The organism is Nocardia wallacei (assembly GCF_014466955.1).
Lineage (GTDB): Bacteria > Actinomycetota > Actinomycetes > Mycobacteriales > Mycobacteriaceae > Nocardia > Nocardia wallacei.
On record NZ_AP023396.1, the window covers coordinates 4,489,807 to 4,511,068 of the forward strand.

Genomic DNA, 21,262 nt, shown 5'->3' on the forward strand with positions numbered 1-21,262 from the left:
ACTGTTTCAGTCCTTAGTGGTGGTTTTCGGGGTGGATTCGGTGGTGGTGCGGTGGAAGTCGCGGCCCCATGCCAGCCGGACAGTGACCTGCCTGCCAGGCGTCAGCAGTGCGACCACATCGTCGGCGAAACGGGCGTAGTCGAACCCCAGCCCTTCACCGCGGAGCTGGGTGATCAGGCCGCGGGCGTGGGTGAGGAATTCCTCGACCGTCTCGGCGGTAGCCAGGGCGGTGAACCGCCGCGTGACCGCCTCGGTGTTGGCGGTTTTGCGGATTTTCAGCTGGGCGACAGCCGTGCCGAACGTGGTGCCCGGCTTGTGCGCGCGAACCGTCATCGACTGCTGGTGCACCGCAAACAACGTCATCGCGGCATGAGCGGCCTGCTCGGTGCGGGTCGCGTCGTCCCACACGGCCGGGTAGGACTCGCCGCGACTCCAGCGGACGTGGTCTGGCATGTCTCCGACGGTGAGGTTCCAGATCTCGGGAACGTCACCGACCGGCTTACCGACACCGCGGCGCAACCGCGCCAGATCCGCCCGCGCCGCCGGCACACCCCGGAGCAGGTTGTCCTGTAGCTGCGTCAGGCGAGGGTCGAGGAACCGGCCCAGATCGCCGAGGCGATACTTGCGCTCGACCGTGGTGGTCTCGCGGGTGGATGTCGTCATGCCACTACTCCCTTGGTTGCCTCGGAGTCAGTCGTGCGGGATGTGTTGTGCGCCAAAGGCAATGCCGCACGCACGCTGGCCATGAATCCTGCCTGGGCGGCGGCGACGGTCATGGTGCGGCCGTCGACCTCACGGCCGGTCCACGCGGCCGGTGGCGCGGCGGTCACCAGATCGCGGGCGATCGCCGCCACGCTGCGGCGGACGGTGTGCTGCCACTCGGTACGCGCGACAATCAGATCGCTGTCAGGCACCAATGCCGCGAGCCAGCGCCGATACGGTGCATCGAGCGCCGCATACACCTGCTCCTGCGCCCGATCGCCCGCGCCGGCCTTCGGCTCCGCGCCCGCGGCACGGGCGATGTTCTCCGCCAGCCGCCACACCGCGCTCGCGGCCTTGTCGGCGTCGGTGACAGCGTTGACGGCGACCTGCCCGGCCGCTGGGTCGTCCTCGCGCAACAGCATCACCGACACCGGCAGGGCGTCCTCCACGATCTCGGCATAGGTCGCGTTCTGCGCACCATATTCGACACCGACCACTCCGATCGCAGGCCGATAGGAACCGGGCAGCACCTCCGAGGCGCACAACTCACCGATCCACCCCAGCACCCCCGGCGCCAGATACCGCTGCGGCGCACCGTTCGCCGTCTGGCGGCCCGCGGCCGAGGGCAGCAACGCGTTGAGGCCACGCCACACCGACCGCTCCGCAGCATGCGTGACCGGCATGTACACGACCGTCTTCGCTTTCTTGCTCTGTGGCTCGGAATACCGCCACGCGGTGTGCGGGTCCAGGCTGTGCCGGTTCTGCGGCTGGATCCGGTCACCGTTGGCCAGCACCACCCCCGTCACCCCCGACCGGTCCCCGACCAACCGGATCCGCCGCGTCTGCCACGTATACAGCTCCACCGTGCCCGCCGGTGGCCGCTCCGACCACACCGGCCCGTCCTGATCCTCACGCTCCCACACCGGCACATCCCCGGCCCCGCCCAGCCGCGCGAACCGCTGCTCCTCGAACGCGATCAGGTTCAGCAACAACGTCTCCCGCAGATCCGCGCCGAGGGGCAGCACGCCCCCGATCTGCCCGGACCAGCCCGGCCCGATCGGATACCCCTTCCCCGCCTTCACCGTCGTATCTCCCACCGCACCGGACTTGATCCCCGACGGATCGAACGCGTGGGTGTGGACCAGCCAGCGCGCCGCCTCGCCCGCCGAGATCCGCTGCAGGCTGCGCCGCGACCGGGTCGTGAACAACGGCTCCCCGTTCGGCACATCCGCCACGATCTTCTCCAACCCCGACACCTCTCCCCGCGCCGTCCGCAGACCGGCAACCTGGAAGAACGGCGCCACCGGATCGAACAGGTCGAACCGGTGCCGTAGCCGCTCGCCATACTCGGCGAACACCTCGATCGGCAAAACCGGCTGCTCCCACAACTCCTGCCACTGATCACTGTCGACCGGGCCCTGAAGCGCGCGATGTGCGAACGCCAGCAGCAACCGTGTGACGGCGAAACCCTGCGTCGGCACCTCGCCCCCGACCGCAGTGAATTCCGTTGCGCGCTCGAACAATCCGAGAATCGACACCACGTGTTCACGGCCGTCGCGGCCGAGCACGACGATCCACGGCTCGTCCAGCAAATTGAACGGCTGCCGCTCGCCGACCGGTGAGTCTGTCGCCGATACTTTGGTGCTGGATGGGCGAGGTGGTGACGTGGGTGGTGTCATGCGGTCACATCCAATCCGGTGTGGCGGGTGTAGCGGATGTCTTTCCCAGCCAGTCGTCCACGGCCGCGCTCATCGACGACCAGAGCGGGGAGGCGGTAGATGATCAGCGAGGATTCCCAGGCAAGTGGGGTGGCCTGCCACAGTTCTTCCTCGGCCTCGGCCGAACTGAAATCCAGCGGCAGCCGCAGCGCGCAGTCGGCCATCACACGGGCTGTCGAATCGTCCGGGGTGACATCGCGCGGGATAGGCAGGCCACCGTCACCGTCGGGCAGCCACGATGGCGTCTGCCACTCCCCGGTGTCGGTGGTTTGGATCAAGACGACTTCGAGGCTGGGGGCGCCGTCACGTACCTGGCCTTGCCCTTGCGCGGCGTCGTCGGCGTCACCGACGTTGGCCGACAACCAGCCGACGAGCGGCTTACCGGGCCGGCCAGGATCATCGAGCTGATGATCCATCGCTCGGTCGGTACGGCGCGCGATGTCGCTGTGCCATCGTTGCCGGGCCTCAGCCATCGCCGCCTGCCAGCTGCCGGGACCGATCGGCTCGGGCCCGTAAGCGTTCTGCACCAGGGGCGCGATATCGTCGGGCAGCGAAATCACCGACCCCAGACACGGCAGCAGCACCGCGGCGGCCCGCAGCAGCGGATAAGACTGATACACATGCCGGGCCGCGGCCGGTTCCAGTGCGGGTGGCGAGACCGAGAAGTCCACAGCGGCAAGGTAAGTGCGTGCCTGGCGCAGTTTCGGCGGGCGTTGCGATTGGCCGTCGCCGCGCTGGTGGCGGTGCAACCGTCCCATGCGTTGCAGGACCAAATCGATCGGCGCGAGGTCGGTGACCAGGACATCGAAATCGACATCCAGGGATTGCTCGACCACCTGGGAGGCGACCACGATCCGCCGCCGCAACCGCTGCGGCGCCCCGCCGCCGGGGCCGAAGTCTTCCAGCAGTTCGGCGTCCTTGCGCGCCCGGTCCGCGGCGATGAACCGGGCATGGGTCACGATCACCTCACCGGGAAACTCCGCCTCCAACCTCGCCGCGGTCGCGAGCACGCGGCGCACGGTATTGCGGACCACCAGCGCGCAACCGCCCTCGGAGAGAAGGTCTTTCAGCACAGCGGTGAGTTCGTCGAAGTCGTCATCGACCGCTCCGCCTAGTGCCTGCACCGCGACGCTCGTCGTACGACCGGAAGGCACGACGACCCGGCTGCCGACCTCGGTGGCCGCTGTCCACGACAGCAACGGATACCCCACCTGCACCGCCGGCGGCGCCGGTGGTGCGCCGAGGCGTCCGCGTTGATACGCCTGCAGCAGCTCGGTGCGGCGGTCTGCCGGTAGCGTAGCCGACAGCGCTATCACCGGGACCCGGTACGCGCCGAGCCACGTCAACGTCTTCAACAGGTAGGAGTTCATGTAGGCGTCGTAGGCGTGGACCTCGTCGAGGATGACGACCTTGCCCGCCAGCCCGAGGTGACGCAGCATCACATGCCGCGCTTTCAACGCCGCGAACAACAACTGATCGATCGTGCCGACCACGAAATTCGCCAACGGCGCCTTCTTCCGCCCCGCCAGCCACGCATGCGCCACTACCGCATGCCGCCCCCGGCGCGATTGCGGATCCGCGGAATCCTCTTCGTCACAGCCTATTCCGGTCCGCGGCAACCAGCCCTCGCGCACCAGTCCGTCGAACTCCCTGTGCAGCCGGGCTTTTCCATGGCTGAGGGTCACCGCGCCCACCTGCTGCCCGTCGGCGCCCATCGCGTCCAGCCACGCCAGCACACGATCGAACATCGCGTTCGTCGTCGCCTGCGTCGGCAACGCCACCTGCACACCACCCGCGCCCCACCGGGCAGCCATCAACTCCGCCGCCGCCAACGCCGCCTCGGTCTTCCCCTCCCCCATCGGCGCCTCCACCACCAGCAACCCCGGCCCCGCCATCTCCTCCACCGCCTCACACGCCGCCACCTGCACCGGACGCACCGCACTGCCCTCTGGCAGCCGGAAACGCGACGCAAACAGCTGCGCCACAGACTCATTCACCGAATCCGGCCGCCACGGCCCCGGAAGAGCCAACCGCCGCAATCCTCGCACCGCCCGACCATCACCGTCGCCCACCGCGGGTAGCGCGCCGTGCAGGAACGGCAGCAACTCCTCACTGCTCGCGATCCAGTCCGACATGATCACCAAACCGGTCACCACAACCTGAAAACCGGTCGACAGCTTCACATCTCGCCAGCGATCGAGGTAATCCGCCGCACCTATCCGCGCCGCGACACGATCAGCCAGCTCCCACTGCACCGACCGCCACAAGCCCTGGCCGAACAAGCAGGGATACGCCTGCGCTGTATCGGCCGGGTCGGACTCCAACGGCACACCGTGATGCCCACCCACCACCACACCCCACGACCGCGCCACCGACCGACGCCACCCCCGCTCCACCAGCCACGCCACCAGCAAATGATGCCCAGTCACCGTGTGATGCGCCTGATCCCGATCCGGCAGCTCACGCTTGCTCGTCGGCATACTCAACCCGAACTCCCGCATCCGCTGCGCCAGCAAATCGTGCTGCACCGCGAATGCCGGAGTCGCCTTACCCACATCATGAACCCCCGCCAGAAACCGCACAGCCGCCCGCGCAGCCACCACATCACCCCCCAAATCCCGCGCCAGCAACTCCACCACCGACCCCGGCAACCACCGATCGAACAACCACCCCGCCACATCCGCCGCATCATCCATGTGCTGCCACAACGGAAGCCAATCCCCCACGCTATTCGGCGATTTCGCCCACACCGAACGCGCCGCCTCACTCAACCCCATCGCAGTCCCCCTCCAGATGCCCACGCAGACCAACAGAATGCCCGAACTATCGCACGCCCCACCGACACGTTACAGACGACACGACCACCCCCGGCCCCCACCAAACCGACACGACAGCAACAACTTTCGATCTTGAAACGGACCACCCCTGACACAAACCCGCGGATAACAACGAGCCCGCACCTCACCACCACGACCACGCGAGAGCGCCTACCGCCAACGACCACACCACGAAACGTCTCCGCTCCGACGCGGACCCCACTCGCCTCACACGGCATCCGGCACCGCATGGGATCACCCCGTGCGTGAAGAGCACCGCCTGGCCGTGGGCATCATCCGGCAAATCGCCGCACACCAACGCGGGGGTCACCGCCGCGTACGCGGGGAACACGGCTGGCCGTCGTCGGTCATCACCCATCGCCCGGACCATCCCCGCATCCGAGTGGACCACGCCGCGGTGCCCATGACGTCGAGCACACGACCCGTCTCATCCCCGCCTACGCGGGGAGCACACCGAGGTGCACTGGGCGTCCTGGCGTGCCATCGGATCATCCCCGCCTGCGCGGGGAGCACGCGTAGGTGCTGTTCGTCAGGGATGGTCCCTGCGGATCATCCCCGCCTGCGCGGGGAGCACACCGGCGGCGGCCGCTGGGTGCGCCGTGTCAACGGATCATCCCCGCCTGCCGCGGGGAGCACTGTCAGTGTGTACAGCTATCTACCCTCCTAGGAGGATCATCCCCGCCTGCGCGGGGAGCACGGCTTGACGATCTCGTCGCGGAAGATGCGTTCCGGATCATCCCCGCCTGCGCGGGGATCACCCAGCGAACATGCCCTCAGTCGGCGCGCGACCCGGATCATCCCCGCCTGCGCGGGGAGCACAGCTCGGATATCACCGGCCGACCGGCGAGTGGCGGATCATCCCCGCGCCTGCGCGGGGAGCACGTCCAGTGCGGACCGCAAGCGGAAGTCGACGGCGGATCATCCCCGCCTGCGCGGGGAGCACTGCGGCGGGCACGCCGCCGATCAGTTTCCCCGGGGATCATCCCCGCCTGCGCGGGGAGCACGCTGCCGAGACGGGAAAAGGTCTTGGTCGTCTCCGGATCATCCCTGCCTGCGCGGGGAGCACGAGAACTTGGCGATGGTCGTCGACCGCCTCGACGGATCATCCCCGCCTGCGCGAGGAGCACCGCTCGCTGCGCTGACCGGGCCGACTGCGACGCGGATCATCCCCGCCTGCGCGGGGAGCACCAACCTCTACCGCGAGGTGGACAACCGGTGGTCGGATCATCCCCGCCTGCGCGGGGAGCACATCGGGTAGTCCAGGACGACGATGCGCGTCCCCGGATCATCCCCGCCTGCGCGGGGAGCACTGTGCCCGACTGTGATTGCCTCCGGGGAACTGGGGATCATCCCCGCCTGCGCGGGGAGCACCCGAACCTCGAGTTCGTCGCCACGGTGAACGCCGGATCATCCCCGCCTGCGCGGGGAGCACAGCCGCTCCCACCGCTCCTCGGCGGCAATCAGCGGATCATCCCCGCCTGCGCGGGGAGCACTTGAACATTCCGGTCACCACACACACGCCCGTCGGATCATCCCCGCCTGCGCGGGGAGCACTGCCCTTGCCTTCGGTGGGATCCTCAGTCGTTTGGATCATCCCCGCCTGCGCGGGGAGCACTACCTGCGCGCGTACCGCGACGGCAAACGAGACGGATCATCCCCGCCTGCGCGGGGAGCACCGTCGGGTATCCCCCGATGTGCGCGATCACGCCGGATCATCCCCGCCTGCGCGGGGAGCACGATGTCCCCACGTCTCGCCCGGCCCTCCCCGACGGATCATCCCCGCCTGCGCGGGGAGCACCGGTGACGACAAATATGTCGGACTGCTCGGATTGGATCATCCCCGCCTGCGCGGGGAGCACGCCATGTGGAACCCTGCGGCCGTAGGGTTGAGCGGATCATCCCCGCCTGCGCGGGGAGCACGGGTAGCGGGAGTGGCTCGTCGATGCCATCTGCGGATCATCCCCGCCTGCGCGGGGAGCACTGTCCGGTCCTCTCGGTGATGAGTGGGCGCTACGGATCATCCCCGCCTGCGCGGGGAGCACCTCCACAACCTCCACGTAGCCATTGCGGATCAGGGATCATCCCCGCCTGCGCGGGGAGCACTTTTCGTGCGCGCACAACGTTCCGCCCTGTAGCGGATCATCCCCGCCTGCGCGGGGAGCACACTTTCTGACCTGCTACGTTACCGCGACACACCCGGGAATTCATTCACTTTGCTCACGCACAGGTCCTAACCGGCGGCCGGAGGGCCGGTTTCCGGATTCGGCGGAACCACTGCGCCGGATCCTGATCACCCGTCGCCCGGTTCACCCCGACGGTGACAGCCAGTGGCTGCGGATGGTCGAGATCCTTGGCGAACATTCCCCTCCTCCGGCACCGCGTCTCGACGCCGGAGCGCCGAGCCTCGGTCAACGGCGCCACATGATGGATGTCGACTTGTACCGGGTCAGCCACCACCCGTATCGTCGCAGAGCGAATGCCAACTGCCCACGGCATAGCGCATCGACATCTAAACGCTACCGTTACGCCGCAACACGGTCTCCGGGTGGTGCAACCACCGGAGGTGGTGCCAGTACCGAATTCTGCTTGGCTGGAATAGCCGTCGGCGCCGTCCCTCGCGGGCCGCCACGAGCCTGGACTCAGGACAGCCGAGGCTCGGCATCTGCACGCACCGGCAACGCCAGCGCGACGACCACAGCGACCGACACCACCGACCCAACTGCTTGCCCGCACCAACCGCGTCCCCGCCCCTGCCCGAAACGGCCACTCCGGGTCCGAATAGCAGCGCGGCGGACCGAGCGAGCCACGATTGGAGTGAGGTGTGGCCACCCGCCGATCACGTTCGCATATACCAGCGGAACCGGTTCCCATTCCGTACCGCCGACGTCGCCAGAACCTTCGATGAGACCACCGTCCACGGCCTCCGGCGGCGCGGGGCAAGGGCACGCCGCCGGCAACCATCAGGCGGAACGAGAACTGAAGGGTAGTCGTCGAAAAGCTCTGTGCGCCAGTCATTCCGGCCGCGACCAAACCTGGCGGCCAGTCCTCATTCGAACTGTCATCAGAACGAGAATTGACCAATAGCTCGCCACCTCGAGAGCTCGACGTGAATGCACGGCTGTCTCATCAAGTGATGATTCGCTCCCCCGAGCGGGCACGGCTCGGCCGAACGCGTCGGCGACCGCCTTCAACACGTTCGATTCGCCTTCGGGTAGCCAAATCGCGTTTCGACTGTCAATGTTCCCCAGGCAAACCGCTGGTCAGCGGCGGTCCCATCCTTATAGTGCCCCGCCGAGGGCGCGAACCTGCGACAAGTCGACGACACCGGGTCGCCCCTGGCTGTGCCTCATACAGGCCCGCGTTCGCGGAACATTCAGAACGGTCATGGCGTCATCGCCCAGATGCTGGCCGACTCAGGCGAGGTACCAACCCATACCATATGGGACGAAATTCCTTATTCACTTGCTCCGACGTCAGACCGCGGCGACTCATTGGCGCCCGGGCCGAACCGGTCGGGTTGATGTCATGAGTCGTTCTGCGCACCAGAAGCGTTGTGGGGTTCGAGTAGCGCGAGCGGCCAGCGGGTCAGTCCGTGCAGGTGTGTGGTTGCGTGCTGAAGGCGTTGTTCAGTGGTAGCGGCGCGGCTGAGTTGGTCAATGGTAAGGGACAGCAATGTTGGGGCGGGGCCGGTGATGATGGCCGGATCGGCCCAACTATCTGGGTGGGCGCGGAGTTGTTCGCGTTGCTCGGGCAGGGTTGTGCCGGTCAGGCGCAGCCCGCGGGCAGCCCAAGCGTTGGTGTCGGGATGTGGGCACTGCTGTGGCAATTGTGGATTTTGCAACGCTTCTTCGACATCGCTCCAGCGGTACCTGCCAGCTTGCCAACAGGTCTCATCATCCTTACAGCAGCGTTGTGGCGCGCCACGCAGGGCTGTGGTTGCGATCGTGGATAGGTGTTCGGTGAGGTGTTCGGGCGGGAAGTACTGGGACAGTCCGGGGCCTCGTCGGTCGACGGCGGTGCGGACGAGGTGGTGGACTGCTTCGTCAGTGATTGCCGGGTTGGCTTGGCCACGCCAGGTGCTGAGCCAGGCGGGGTCGGGGCGTGGGACCGTTCGCCCGACGAGGTGAGCGATGAGAGTCAGTTCGATCCAGAGGACCAGCCGCGGGTCCTCAGCGAGCCGGTGCGCGCGGTTGAGGTCCCGCAGTAATAGCAGCGGTTCGCGTGGGGGCGGCAGAACCGCGGGGGCTGGTGCCGATCCTCGTGCTTCGCGCTCTTCGCCGAGGGGGATGTCGATGCGGATGGGACGGTCCATGCCATCGGTGAACGCGACGGCGCGGCCGGGTGGTAGCGAGACGACGTGGCGAGACTGCTGGGAATCGAGGTTCATGGTGGTGCCGACAAGGTCGCGATCGTCGGCGGCGGGTAGGCGGTGCACGATCTTGAGCGCGGTGTTCTTGACGATATCCGGGGTGATTTTGGTCGGGATTTGCTCGGCGACCACGATTCCTTCGCCATAAGCGCGGATCTCGGCGAGCAACGCGGTGAATAGTTCGACTGCGTGCGCGGTAGGGCTGCCTGGCTCGGCGCGGCGCAGCAGTCGGTGGGCTTCCTCGATCACTGTCACGTGTGCCAACCGATAGGTGCCCGCCGACGTTTCGTTGCGGTGGATGCGGAGGTGTTCCGCGATGCGGATGAGTACGACGCCGATGAGGAATGCCTTATCCGTATCGGTTCCGACGTCCTCGATCTCGATGACCGTGTCGGCGTTCAGAAGAGCAGAAATGTCGAGACGATAGCCGCCGTCGAAGAAGCGTCCCGGGGTGCCGAGCCGCAGCGCCGCCAACCGCACGTCGATGAAGCCGCGCACGTTGTCGGCGACTTCGCGTCCGTAGCCGATTGCGTCGACTACTTCGAGTGCTGTTTGCTGTAGGTCGCCCAGCTTCGGGTACCGCGGTGACCGGCCAGGGATACGGGGTTCGCTGAGCACGAGGTCCCAGCCAAGGTCGGTGTAGCAGCGGATCAACGCGTGCGACAGGACTTGGGGAAATGGTTCGACGGCGTCGAAAGCGGCCAGGAACAAGGCGCGAACCAAATCGACATGGGTTTGTAGCGGGAAGCCGGGCTCGGGTTCGAGGGGGTTCATTCCGACCGGGACCGCGTCGGGGTCGCCGGGCCGGATCACTGCGACCGGCGCGCCGGTGCGGCCAGCCATGGCGGCATACTCGGCTTTGGCTGGTTCGATGACCAACCACGGGACTCCGAGCGTGTGGAGCTGCTCGAGGAGGTGACGCACCGTCTGCGATTTGCCCGATCCGGTTGCCCCGGCTACCAGGGTGTGCCGGTTGAGGGTTTCGCGGGTGACGCTGAACCGGTGGACGGGTTCGTCGGCGGCACCAAGGACGGAGCCGAGGTCGATGTCTCCCTCGTTCTCGGGTGTCAGGTCGAATCCGGCTGTCTCCACCATTCGAATTCCGGGCAGCTCCTGTCGTGGCGGACGGGCCAGTGCGGCAAGCAGTTCCGTGTCACACAGAAAGGGCGAGGAGTCTTCGCCAGCGACCACGGGGGTGCGCCACACCTCCTCGGCGTCGCCTGTCTGCGGGTGCGGGGTCAGTGTGTACGGGAGATCGTCGAGATCGGCCGCGTTGCAGAGTAGTGCGGCGGTGGTGCGGGTAGCGGTGAGATCGTCACCGCCGACGAGGACATGAACTCGCCACAATCCGGTCCCGTGTGCTCGAGACAGTTCCCGGTAGCGGAGTTCACCGCGACGCACGGCGACGCGGGCGGGCTCTGAGTCGTCGCGGGCTCGCAGCCGCGGGAGCTGCACCTCTAGCGCGGCGAGTTCGGCGTCGACTTCCTCTGTGCGGACAGGCGCGGCCACGACCAGCCAGACGAACCTGCCAGGCAGGTGAGTGACGTAGTCTTCGAATCCACCTCGCCGCGTCCGTGCCCCCTCACCTGGCACCTGCAACCACAGCGCATCTGGACGTCCCGTGCACCGCAGCCAAACAGGCAAGGCTTTCCATTGTGCCGCAATAGTTTCCGTATCCATTTCACAACCGACGGCTCCCGGTGGGAACATCACGGTCGTCCGGCCGTTGCGGGTCGACACTGCGGGAAACTGTAGGCGTCCGCCTACCAGCACTCGGATGCGTCGATCGTCGCCGACGCGGTCCCAGGCCACTGCTAACGACGCGCCGTCAACTGAGGCCAGGGCAGGGTGCGCGGCGGTCAATGCCGCGAACACCGCAGCCCAGGGACGCGCGCTCTGATTTCGGGCAGGCTCGTCGGCGCCTGGCTGCGAGGTCGGGATAGCCAGTAGCTGATGAAAGCGCAAGCCGCTCAGCATGTTACGGCCGTGTTGGTCCGGGGATGCGGAGCGACGCGGTCGAGTAGCGCAATGCCCGGGTTGCAGTCTCCGGCGACGACGCGGCGGCCCCGGCCTCCCGGTTCCACCCACACGAACGCGGTCGCTGGTAGCGACTGGAACGTGGTGGGTTCGACCGTGTATTCGTACGCTCGTGCCCATGTCCGAGAAGACGACGAGTTATCGCCCCACGACCAGCTGCTTGTCTGCGACCACGTCGCCGCGCGGGACCGTGAATCTGAACTACCTGCCGAGGTCGGGGAGTAGTTGTCGGTTACGGTGGCGGTGACCGAGTCGCCCGCGGTATCGGATATTCCGCCTGTGAAGCTGTGGCCGACCTGCTCGGTCAGTTGCGACAACACGAATCTGTGCCCTCGTCCGACGAAATCGGCCGCCGTCGCGGCTTCTGCCGCCGCTCCCAGCCGCATCAGCACGGTCGAGGTGTTCGCCCCGCCCAGCAACTGGGCGTGCTCACCGCGCAGGTGCTCATACATCACGATCAGTCTGATACCCATTCGTCCGGCATGCCGGGCGAGCGCCTCGATTTCGGCGACGGGCAAATTGTCCGCTCCCGCCACTACGACCGCGCCTGCCAGGCCTACGGTTCCCGAGCGAACTTCGTGCAGGAGTCGGAAGAACACGAAATGGTCCTGTAGATTCTTGCGCCGGGAGTGTGGATCCGCCGTGGCGACCACATGTACCCCTGGCGAGGCCCAGAAAGAACCCAGCGATGTCCCGCCGTGCGGTGAATCGCTGAGAAGGCGGAGCGTGGCGGTGGCGAATCGCAATGCGTCGCTGTCGGAAAAGGGTCCCAGGACATCGGTCGCCCGGGTCAGCTCGCGGATCTCGCTGTGGGACAGGCATGGTCGGCGCTCGGTGTCGAAGACTCGCCGCACAATCGTCAAGCCCGCGGCGATCCGCTCGAACGTCCACGGTGGTGCCAACCGGCCGCAGACGGCTTCTACTACCTCAGCGTCCGCTGCTCGTGCTCGCGCCGCATCCGGGTGCTTAGAACCTCGGGCCTCGGCCAGCACGCCGGCCATCAGCTCTCCGGCTTCTGCGGCCGACAGGCCTTCAACACCGAAAACACCATCGCCCGGTACCTGGTTGACGCATATATGGTGCCCTGCCGCATCCGCCAGAGTCGCCAGGCCTGTACCGACGCCTCGCTCGGTGAAATCCAGCACTAGCAACTGTGGACTACTCGACAGCAACGACATACCCAGGGTCGATAACAGGCTCGACCAGCCGTCCATTGTGCCACCGAAGATGTTCGCCTGCGTCCATTGCTGTTCCGGCACCACCGGGTACCACAGCACGGTGGATGCTAGCCGCGCTTGTTCGCGTTGCTCGTGTTCGGCCACCCGCGACTGCCACTCCTGTACGGCGCCTTGGTAACGGTTCCACTCCTCTGCCGTGCGCGTCTGATGCAATCCACGGGCAGCCCAGTATCGTAGTGCCACCATCGCGCACCATGCCGCCATCGGTGCGACGACGACAACACCTGAGATCGGCCAGAAGGGCAGCCCCCATGAGAACGCCAGGACAGATATAAACCCCGCCACTAGCACCGCGGCACCCAGACTGAGCGGAATAGCTTTGGCGCGCAATCGGTCTCGCCGCAGAGGTTCCGGTTCGGCGCAACCCAGCCAGCGAGGGGCCTGCGCCTGCAACGGACTCGGCGCCAGCGGTTCGGGTGCCACGTACTCCCAACCCCACCGCTCGTGCGCCGCCAACAATCGCGCAGCCAAATGGCGACCACCCGCATTCGGCAATTGATCCACGATATCCCCCAGGAATTAAGACGTGGTAAAGCAGGCCCGCAAGGTAAGGTTAAGGCCCTATGCGATTACACGCAGCGATCGTTACCGGACAGTAACGGTGCTTGCGGGTATGTGCTGCCACAGCGGCACCGTATTGTCGTCACGATAACGTGTAGCTCTTTTGTTGCTCTGAACGCTTGAACTCCCTACGGCACGATGGACGTGCAGGTCATTCAGTATCAGCTAGTAGCTGCTCGCCACATTCGCCGATGGTCGGTGGCGGCGGACCGTGCATCGACGCATTCATTTGAGAATACCGCTGTTCCTAGCATTGGTGAGTACAATTATCGCGTACGTTTGATCATGGCTGCCCAAAGTCGGCCGACCGCGTGCCCGACCAGGCCGACGTGTTTGCGCACGCCATGAACGGAGCACTAGCCGAGCCGTACGGCTGGCAAACCGAATGGCTCATACATTCTGTCAGGTAGACCAAAGCATCTGCTCTGTCTGATCATGTCAGCAAAGCCGGTGGCGCGAATATCAAGTGGCCTGGACAGTGCGCGGTGAATGATTTGTGAGGATACTGTTTCATAACGGATCGTCGATGAGAAGCCGACTGCACTTACTCTGTCGAGCGGATTGGCAATGGAAACCACTCGTTCATTGGGGGATGCGGTGGGCCCAGTACTGGTGCAAGTTCTAACGACTCGGCAAGTGGTGTGCCTACTGCGGAGTCGGTGCCACTGACGATGTACACCACAGGCGTAACTACTCGCCCGTCGATACACGCTCGGGCCATCGGTTCTGCAGCGCTGTTGCTGGGCGTTGCACCGATGCAGGGCCGCCGTCCCGGGCCAGGAAGCCGACACCCTCCTGTTCGACCTCGTCACGGCGGACTGCGCGGCCAAGGGCGGCGCCGGGGCTGCGCGGAGTTGCCGGGTGAGGCCGACAGATGCGCGAGGTATCGGAGGGGTCCTTCGGTGGAGCCCGTGCACCGCTTCTCGCCTTGTGCCGGGATAGCTGCCACAGCGGGAGAAATGGTTCAACGACATCGAGATCCATCCGCTCTGGGAAACAACATGAGTATCGACTCCGGGCAGCCCGACCATCATCAGGACGCCGCAATCACACCGGCATCTCCACGCCCAGGGCTTGGCCCGGAAACCGGTACTACCGACAGCGAGCGCATGGCCTCGCTCGAGCGCGAACCCACCGACACTCCTCACACTTCCGATCGTGACCACCACCCTCCAGCAGATCACAGCGAACCAACAGACGCCGAGCGGATGAGGGCCATCGAGGGACACCGTGTGGCCGCGAACCTTGGGCATGCACCCCCACATAACCCAGAGGCCCCGGCCCTCGACCGACCAGTAAGCGAATTACCGCGGGGGCCTGATCGGCGTGTGCCAGACGGTGGCGACGGCCGAGCAGGCGAAGACGGAGCACCGCGCGCGCGGGATCTCACCTTGCAGCACGTGCTTCCTGAAATCTGCCGCATCCGAGGCGTCGATACACCCGAGGGTCTCGAAGCGGTACATCGTGCCTACAATGTCACCTTCAACACCGTGGCGCCGTTCATCGTCCATCACATGGCCGACTTCGTCCACCAGGCCGAGGCCGAAATTCGTGACGACCCGAACCACCGCTACATGTTCCTAGGCCGTGACGGCAACGCCCTTGCCGTCAGCGCCGCGGTCCTCTCTCCGGATCTGTATGCCCACCACGGTGCCGCACTGTCCATCACCCGACGCATGATGGAAAACAGCCTGCGAGAGCAAGAACGCGTGACAGGCAAGTCTTTCGAGATCGATGCGTTCCGCAAGTACAAGAACGACGATATCGATGAACCTGTCACCGGCGCGAAAGCCGACCTGGCCGACGTGCTGGAGTCGGGCGGCTTCCAGATCAATGAGCCAGGCCAGACGATCACCGTCGTCGACACGAGTCTGAAAGGCTCGACCCAGGTCGGATTGTCGACTCAGTACCCACAACCCAACTGGCGCGGCGTCTATCTGGTCTTCATGCAGGGACAGACCGATCCAGACCCTGACTCCAAAAAGGGGCTCGCCCTGGATCTGCGCTGGCCCCACGATCGGGGCGGCGCGGGAGAAGACGAACTTCCGGCAAGCCGGGCGCACACTTTCGCCCATCCCTCCGCGATCCTGATCATCGAAGACCTGTTGCACGGACCATGGTCGTCGGCTCAGGGAATTGATGCCGACGGCCATCCGATTCAGACCCTCGAACCACCCCCGATCGACGAACTGAATCCCCTCGACATCTCGCCAGCATTTCAGGCTCCCTCTACGCGTCTGGCCGCCGCCGACGCGATGCTCCTAGCGGTGCGCGACCGTGCGTTCGAGGCCGTCCGCCGCCGTGCGGCAGGCGCCGACTGGCGCACCGAACTGGAGCAGGAAGCCGAACGGTTCGTCGATGACGTGCGGTCGTGGATCTCGACGGGTGACACCGATCCGGGATTAGCTGAACTGATCCGATCATTTGCCCGCCCCATCGACCGCCATCACATCTCGGTGCTCCACAACGCCCTCCGCGCCAGCAGACTGAGTCCCTCCGAAATCGATGCCGTGTGGCGAGGCTACAGCGACATGGGCACGCTCGCCGACAAGCAAAGGTATGTCACCGAGTACACCCTCAGTAGAAACCAGCTGGAACAGGAGTAGCAACTGTGGGCGAAGTAAGCGACGACGACCACGCCGAGTCTCCGCAGCACATGTGGGAAGCGCTCACCGATCACGCCAACCGCATCCGCGGACCAGGATTCGGACTGATCGCCGACCAGCGCCTCGCTAGCGGCCCGCCACCACGATCCTTACGCGGAACCCCCCTCATCATCGACACCGACATCGGCGGCGACCCCGACGACGCGATCGCCCTGTCCTGCGCCGCACTCACAGCACCGGAATTGGCCTTGGTCATCACCAGCGACGAATACCAAAGCGACCGCGCGCGGTTTGCGCGCCACCTACTCGACCTGCTCGGCCGCCCCGACGTGCCGGTGGTCAGCGGCGCCCAACTCGGCGACACCCGGTACTGGGTCGTCGATGATCTTTTTCCCGGCCACCTCGCCGATCCGGCCGAGGACATCATGGCAGCCGTGACATCGGTGTGCGCCGCCACCGATGGCCCGGTGCGGTGGGTGGGAATGGGGCCATTGACCAATCTCAAGCGTATTCTGACCGAGATGCCGCAGCTCGCCGGCCAGCTCGTCATCACACAGACTGGCGGGGCGATCAACTATCGAGATCCCGCCCGAGCCAGCCACAACTTCCGGCTCGACCCCAATGCCGCTGTCACCGTGATCAACAAAGCTGCCGAGTTACGTCTGGTCATCTCCGATATCACGACCAACGACGCCATCGTCGTTCGCCGCGGCGACCAGTTCTACACCCGGCTCACCGCACCCGGCTCACCCGCGTGGGCGGCCCTCCTCGGCAGACATTTCGACCGCTGGTTCGACCGCTTCCATCCCTACACCCACCAGCACGATTCGCTCACTCTCACCGCCGCCTTGCGGCTACCGTTCGTCACTTTCACCAAGAAGCGCCGCTTCCGCATCGAACCCGACGCCCGGATGTTCCTCGACGACAACGGCCACAACACTTGGCTGGCGAACGGTGCCGACTACACCGGATTCCTCAACTGGCTGAACACGCACTTCACCTGGTAGCCTACGGGAAAACGGTTTCTATGCGCCTGGCATTCGGTATCTATCAACCGCCGAAGCGAAAATGACCTGTCTGATCAAAGCGAGCGCGGCTTGGACCCCGGCCCCGCCATGCCCCTGACCCAACTGCGCGACCAGCATCGGATCTACTGGATGACCACCGAGCACGAGCGGTCGACCAGCAGCGCGCATCGCTTCACCATGTCGGCGAGCCGTGCCGCCGGTGAAGGTCAGCGGGATCACAGGGATACGCAGACTCTGCGCCAACCGCGCCTCTTCCGCAGTCCCCGGACCACCTGCTATCAGCACAACTACATCGCTACCCGGCAACATCTGCAGCCGCTTCGCCCGCTGGGTCTCGCCATAGACATGCAAGTGACCGACCAACCCCTCCGGATGATCCCGCTGATAGACATGGCGCGCGAACTGGATGATCTGCCCGGTGCCGAGTTGGATGCCCCTCTCCTCCAATCTCTTTGCCATTGCGATGCTGACTTGGAGCCCCGCGCGGGCGTAACCGGAAGTCACATCGACGTCCAGCTCGGCCAGCCCGCTACCGAGGGCCCGACAAGCCGCATCCCATTGCGTGCCTTCGTAGTTGCCGGCGATGCACACCACAGGCCGCTGCGGCCACCCCGCAGGGAACGCCTGAGCAAGCTTGACGGCAATGTCCCACAATGCATCACGTCGACGGTCCCGGAAGACATCCGCGGAGATACCCTCCTCGCTCACGAGGGTCTTCTTCCGCTCACCGACCAGTGTGCCGTAATAGTCCGGATGCAAGGCCAGTGCCGCCTCAGCCACGCGCCGTCGCGTCGGGTCATAGATCTGGTCAACGATGATCCTCACCCTTGGCGGTATCGCCCTGGCAAGCTCCAGACGATAGGCCTCGTCCGACAGCAACTCGGGGTCACCCAACTCGTTCAGCAGCGCATGGGCGGATCGCACGTCCCGTGACAACGCGGCCGGGGTGAACTCCCGAAGCTCACGTCCACATTCCTGCAACGCCTTCGCCAACCCGCCAATCGAAATCCTTCTCTGCATGGCGACCATCATCGGCAAACCCGCGCCGACCGCCACCTCCGCTTCGGCGAGTCCCCTACTTTCCCACCATCTTTCGAACCGAGCCCCCAAAACGACCTCTATATCCGAGTCCGGACAAGGCTTAGCGTCATCACCGCAACCTTCCCTTCCGCGGACCGCCAGTTCCAGCCGACACCCGGACCGGCCACACACGCGGGGGCACCAGACACCCTCCACAGCCTGCACAACCGACGTGAACCCCAATCCTCCTCCCCCGAAAGGTGCTCCTACATGCAAGATCAGCAATCCGTCCAGCCAAGTGCGCCCTTTCGGTACCGGACCATCGTCGCGGATCCGCCCTGGCAGCGTTCGGGCGCCGGCCGGCCGCTGACTTCCGGCAACCACATCCGGATGACCATGGCAGAACTTCTGACGGCGCCTGTTAGTGCGCTAGCGCACGCCGACGCATACCTGTGGATGTGGTGCACCAACCCCACACTTCGTTCTGCCTACCAAGTCCTCGAAGCGTGGGACTTCACCCCCCGAGCCCCGCTGACGTGGATCAAAGCATGCCCCGGACTCGACACCCACCTCCGCAGCCGCACTGAACACCTCATCCTCGGCACTCGCGGTCACGCAGACATCCACACCCACCAGCAACTCACATGGATGTTCGCCCCCACTCAAGTACATGGAGGCCGGTCCGACGAGGAGTACGCCCTCATCGAACGCCTCTCACCCGGCCCGTACCTCGGACTGTTCACCAACCACACGCGAACTGGGTGGGACATATGCCAAGACCTCACCTTCACCCGCTAATTCGGCCGCAGGCCGGCGCCGTGTACTCGACTACACGGCGCGTGCTGGCTGACCGAACCTCGCGTAGAACGCCGCATGCTGCATGAATCCCCCCGGCATGTCCGGAGACTTCATCTCTTGGAGAGGATGTAGTCGTGTCGTCGAGGAAGAAGTACCCGGCCGAGTTGCGTGAGCGGGCCGTGCGGATGTTCGCCGAGATCCGGGAGCAGCATCCGTCGGAGTGGGCCGCGATGGGCGCGGTCGCCGAGTTGCTGGGGGTCGGGCATCCGGAAACAGTCAGGACGTGGGTGCGCCGAGCCGAGATCGACGAGTGCGCCCGCCCGGGCGTCACGACTGAGGAGTCGGCCGAGCTGAAGCGGCTGCGGCGCGAGAACGCAGAACTCAAGCGCGCCAACGCAATTCTGAAGGCAGCGTCTGCTTTCTTCGCGGCCGAGATAGACCGGCCACAGCGCTGATCTGCAGGTTCGTCACCGAACACCAGGGCCACCGGGAAGTCGGCGGCCTTGTGTGGGGTGTGGAGTCTATCTGCGCCACGCTGTGCGAGCTTGGCGTAAACCTCGCCCCCTCAACGTATTACGAGTATCGCAAGCGAGTTCCCACGAAGCGTGAGGAACGCGACGAGGAGCTGAAGGTCGAGATTTCCCGGGTGCACCGTGAGAACTTCGGTGTCTACGGGGCGCGGAAGGTGTGGCTGCAGCTGAACCGGGAAGGTCACCAGGTGGCCCGCTGCACCGTCGAGCGGTTGATGCGCGAACTCGGGCTGCGCGGGGTAACCAGGGGCCGGGTCAAACGCACCACGATCGCCGATCCGGCCGCCGAGCGGCCCGCAGACCTGGTGCAACGCAAGTTCGCGCCGGCGGCGCCGAACCGGCTCTGGGTCGCCGACATCACGTATGTGTCGACGTGGTCCGGGTGGGTGTACGTGGCATTCGTGATCGACGCTTATGCGCGCCGTATTCTCGGCTGGCGGACGTCGACGTCGATGACCACCGGGTTGGTGCTCGATGCGATCGAGCACGCGATCTGGACTCGGGAACGTTCCGGCTGGAGCGTGAAAGATGTTGTGCACCATACGGATAGGGGATCGCAATATACATCTATTGCGCTGTCGGAACGGCTCGCCGAGGCCGGGATCCAGCCCAGCGTAGGCGCGGTGGGCTCGAGCTTCGATAACGCCCTCGCCGAGACCGTGAACGGTCTGTACAAGACCGAGCTGATCAAACCCCGCGGGCCCTGGCGCACCCTCGACCATGTCGAGTTCGCCACCGCCGAATGGGTGGATTGGTTCAATCACCGACGCCTTTACCAGTACTGCGGGGATATCCCACCGGCGGAGATGGAGGCTGCCCACTACGCTCAGAATCCAGCCCAGCAACCCGCCGGGCTGTCACACCAGTAAGTCTCCGGACTCACCGGGGGGATTCAGCACAACGCTATCTGCACGATCTGGCGCTGCGGCACGGCGGTGGGCTGCCGAACCTGTCCCCGATCGTGAACTTCGAAAGAGTATGGATAGCCGCACAACTGACCGCAGCCGGAATCGCACTACCTCGCGCGCTACGAACCGCGGTCGCCGCGTTAGGCCACGGCTTGTCGCGCAACGGTGGTCTGGGAATGGCTCCGGGCTTCCCGCCCGATTGTGATATCACCGCCACCACCGTGACCGTATTGCGACGCTGCGGATTCGACACCGACCCCCAGATACTGAGCCGGTACGAATCCGACTCGGCTTGTTTCACCTACTATGCCGGCGAGCGACACCCCTCCCCCACCGTAAACGCGCACGTCCTCGACGCTCTCGGCCATCTGAGCGATTCCCCGGTGATGCGGCGCATCGCCGACAAGTCTGTCGCGTTCCTGATCGACAGCCACGACGCCTCAGGTTCCTGGACCGACAAATGGCACGCATCGCCATACTATTCGGCGTCGCGCTGCGCGCCCGCGTTGGCCCGCCACGCCGAAGACACGGCCGGACACGTGATCGCCCGAACCGTGCGCTGGGTACTGGACACTCAACGTCCGGATGGCTCCTGGGGCGTATGGGCCGGAACGCCGGAGGAAACCGCCTACGCCATCCAGACCCTGATCTGGGCCGCAAAGGATCTCCCAGCCCGCGACCGGGCGATCCGCACCGGCACTCGGTATCTGCACGACCTGCAGGGTTCCGGCGACTCACACCCGCCACTGTGGCACGGCAAAGAACTGTTCACCCCACACCGAATCGTCAACGCAACGATCCACGCCACCCTCCACTCGGCGGCACGCTGGAGCAATGATCCAGCGGCAACCCACTGACACCAGCACCACGAAATCTGGCCACCAACCCGAGGAAACCTGGACTGATGTGC

At 65.6% G+C, this 21,262-nt stretch carries 11 protein-coding genes and 1 CRISPR repeat array; of the genes, 5 read left to right on the top strand and 6 right to left on the bottom strand.

From position 1 onward, the window contains the following. Positions 1–6: 6 nt before the first annotated feature. The 5 genes from casB to NWFMUON74_RS19795 all read right to left on the bottom strand — a co-directional run bounded on the left by casB (position 7) and on the right by NWFMUON74_RS19795 (position 13,405). Positions 7–663, bottom strand: coding sequence for a type I-E CRISPR-associated protein Cse2/CasB (gene casB / locus NWFMUON74_RS19775; protein WP_187683345.1), 657 nt, complete (start codon positions 661–663; stop codon positions 7–9). Next, positions 660–2,381 carry a type I-E CRISPR-associated protein Cse1/CasA gene (gene casA / locus NWFMUON74_RS19780; protein WP_187683346.1) on the bottom strand — a complete coding sequence of 574 codons (1,722 nt, stop codon included), beginning with the start codon at positions 2,379–2,381 and terminating at the stop codon, positions 660–662. Before casA ends, casB begins: the two co-directional genes overlap by 4 nt. Then, positions 2,378–5,197, bottom strand: coding sequence for a CRISPR-associated helicase Cas3' (cas3, locus tag NWFMUON74_RS19785; RefSeq protein ID WP_187683347.1), 2,820 nt, complete (start codon positions 5,195–5,197; stop codon positions 2,378–2,380). Before cas3 ends, casA begins: the two co-directional genes overlap by 4 nt. Before the next feature lie 975 nt (positions 5,198–6,172). Next, positions 6,173–7,421: a CRISPR direct-repeat array (repeat unit 28 nt; unit sequence GGATCATCCCCGCCTGCGCGGGGAGCAC). A 1,359-nt stretch (positions 7,422–8,780) separates the two neighbouring features. Next, complete coding sequence (locus NWFMUON74_RS19790) at positions 8,781–11,603, bottom strand: ATP-binding protein (protein ID WP_187683348.1); 2,823 nt, start codon at positions 11,601–11,603, stop codon at positions 8,781–8,783. Further along, positions 11,597–13,405 (bottom strand): hypothetical protein, encoded by a 1,809-nt coding sequence (locus tag NWFMUON74_RS19795; protein ID WP_187683349.1) that lies wholly within the window; start codon positions 13,403–13,405, stop codon positions 11,597–11,599. The genes NWFMUON74_RS19790 and NWFMUON74_RS19795 overlap by 7 nt, the downstream gene beginning before the upstream one ends. Before the next feature lie 1,457 nt (positions 13,406–14,862). Between NWFMUON74_RS19795 and NWFMUON74_RS19800 the strand changes: the two genes are divergently transcribed. Both NWFMUON74_RS19800 and NWFMUON74_RS19805 read left to right on the top strand, forming a co-directional pair. Next, positions 14,863–16,068, top strand: coding sequence for a hypothetical protein (locus NWFMUON74_RS19800; protein WP_187683350.1), 1,206 nt, complete (start codon positions 14,863–14,865; stop codon positions 16,066–16,068). A 5-nt stretch (positions 16,069–16,073) separates the two neighbouring features. Then, positions 16,074–17,075 carry a nucleoside hydrolase gene (locus NWFMUON74_RS19805; protein ID WP_232110462.1) on the top strand — a complete coding sequence of 334 codons (1,002 nt, stop codon included), beginning with the start codon at positions 16,074–16,076 and terminating at the stop codon, positions 17,073–17,075. A gap of 18 nt (positions 17,076–17,093) precedes the next feature. On the opposite strand, the gene NWFMUON74_RS19810 is transcribed toward NWFMUON74_RS19805, so the two are convergent. Next, a complete protein-coding gene (locus NWFMUON74_RS19810) occupies positions 17,094–18,128 on the bottom strand; it encodes a hypothetical protein (RefSeq protein WP_187683351.1) in 1,035 nt (344 codons plus the stop codon). A 258-nt stretch (positions 18,129–18,386) separates the two neighbouring features. Between NWFMUON74_RS19810 and NWFMUON74_RS36910 the strand changes: the two genes are divergently transcribed. From NWFMUON74_RS36910 to NWFMUON74_RS19825, 3 genes are all read left to right on the top strand, one after another. Continuing rightward, the gene (locus NWFMUON74_RS36910) at positions 18,387–18,914 is read left to right on the top strand and encodes an MT-A70 family methyltransferase (RefSeq protein ID WP_187683352.1); all 528 of its coding nucleotides are present in this window, start codon (positions 18,387–18,389) and stop codon (positions 18,912–18,914) included. Positions 18,915–19,048: 134 nt separating this feature from the next. Beyond that, a protein-coding gene (locus NWFMUON74_RS19820; protein ID WP_425301314.1) for an IS3 family transposase occupies positions 19,049–20,313 on the top strand; the annotation gives its coding sequence in 2 pieces (ribosomal slippage) (positions 19,049–19,331 and positions 19,331–20,313; 1,266 coding nt in all). 215 nt (positions 20,314–20,528) lie between these two features. Further along, positions 20,529–21,209 (top strand): hypothetical protein, encoded by a 681-nt coding sequence (locus NWFMUON74_RS19825; protein WP_232110464.1) that lies wholly within the window; start codon positions 20,529–20,531, stop codon positions 21,207–21,209. Positions 21,210–21,262: the final 53 nt, after the last annotated feature.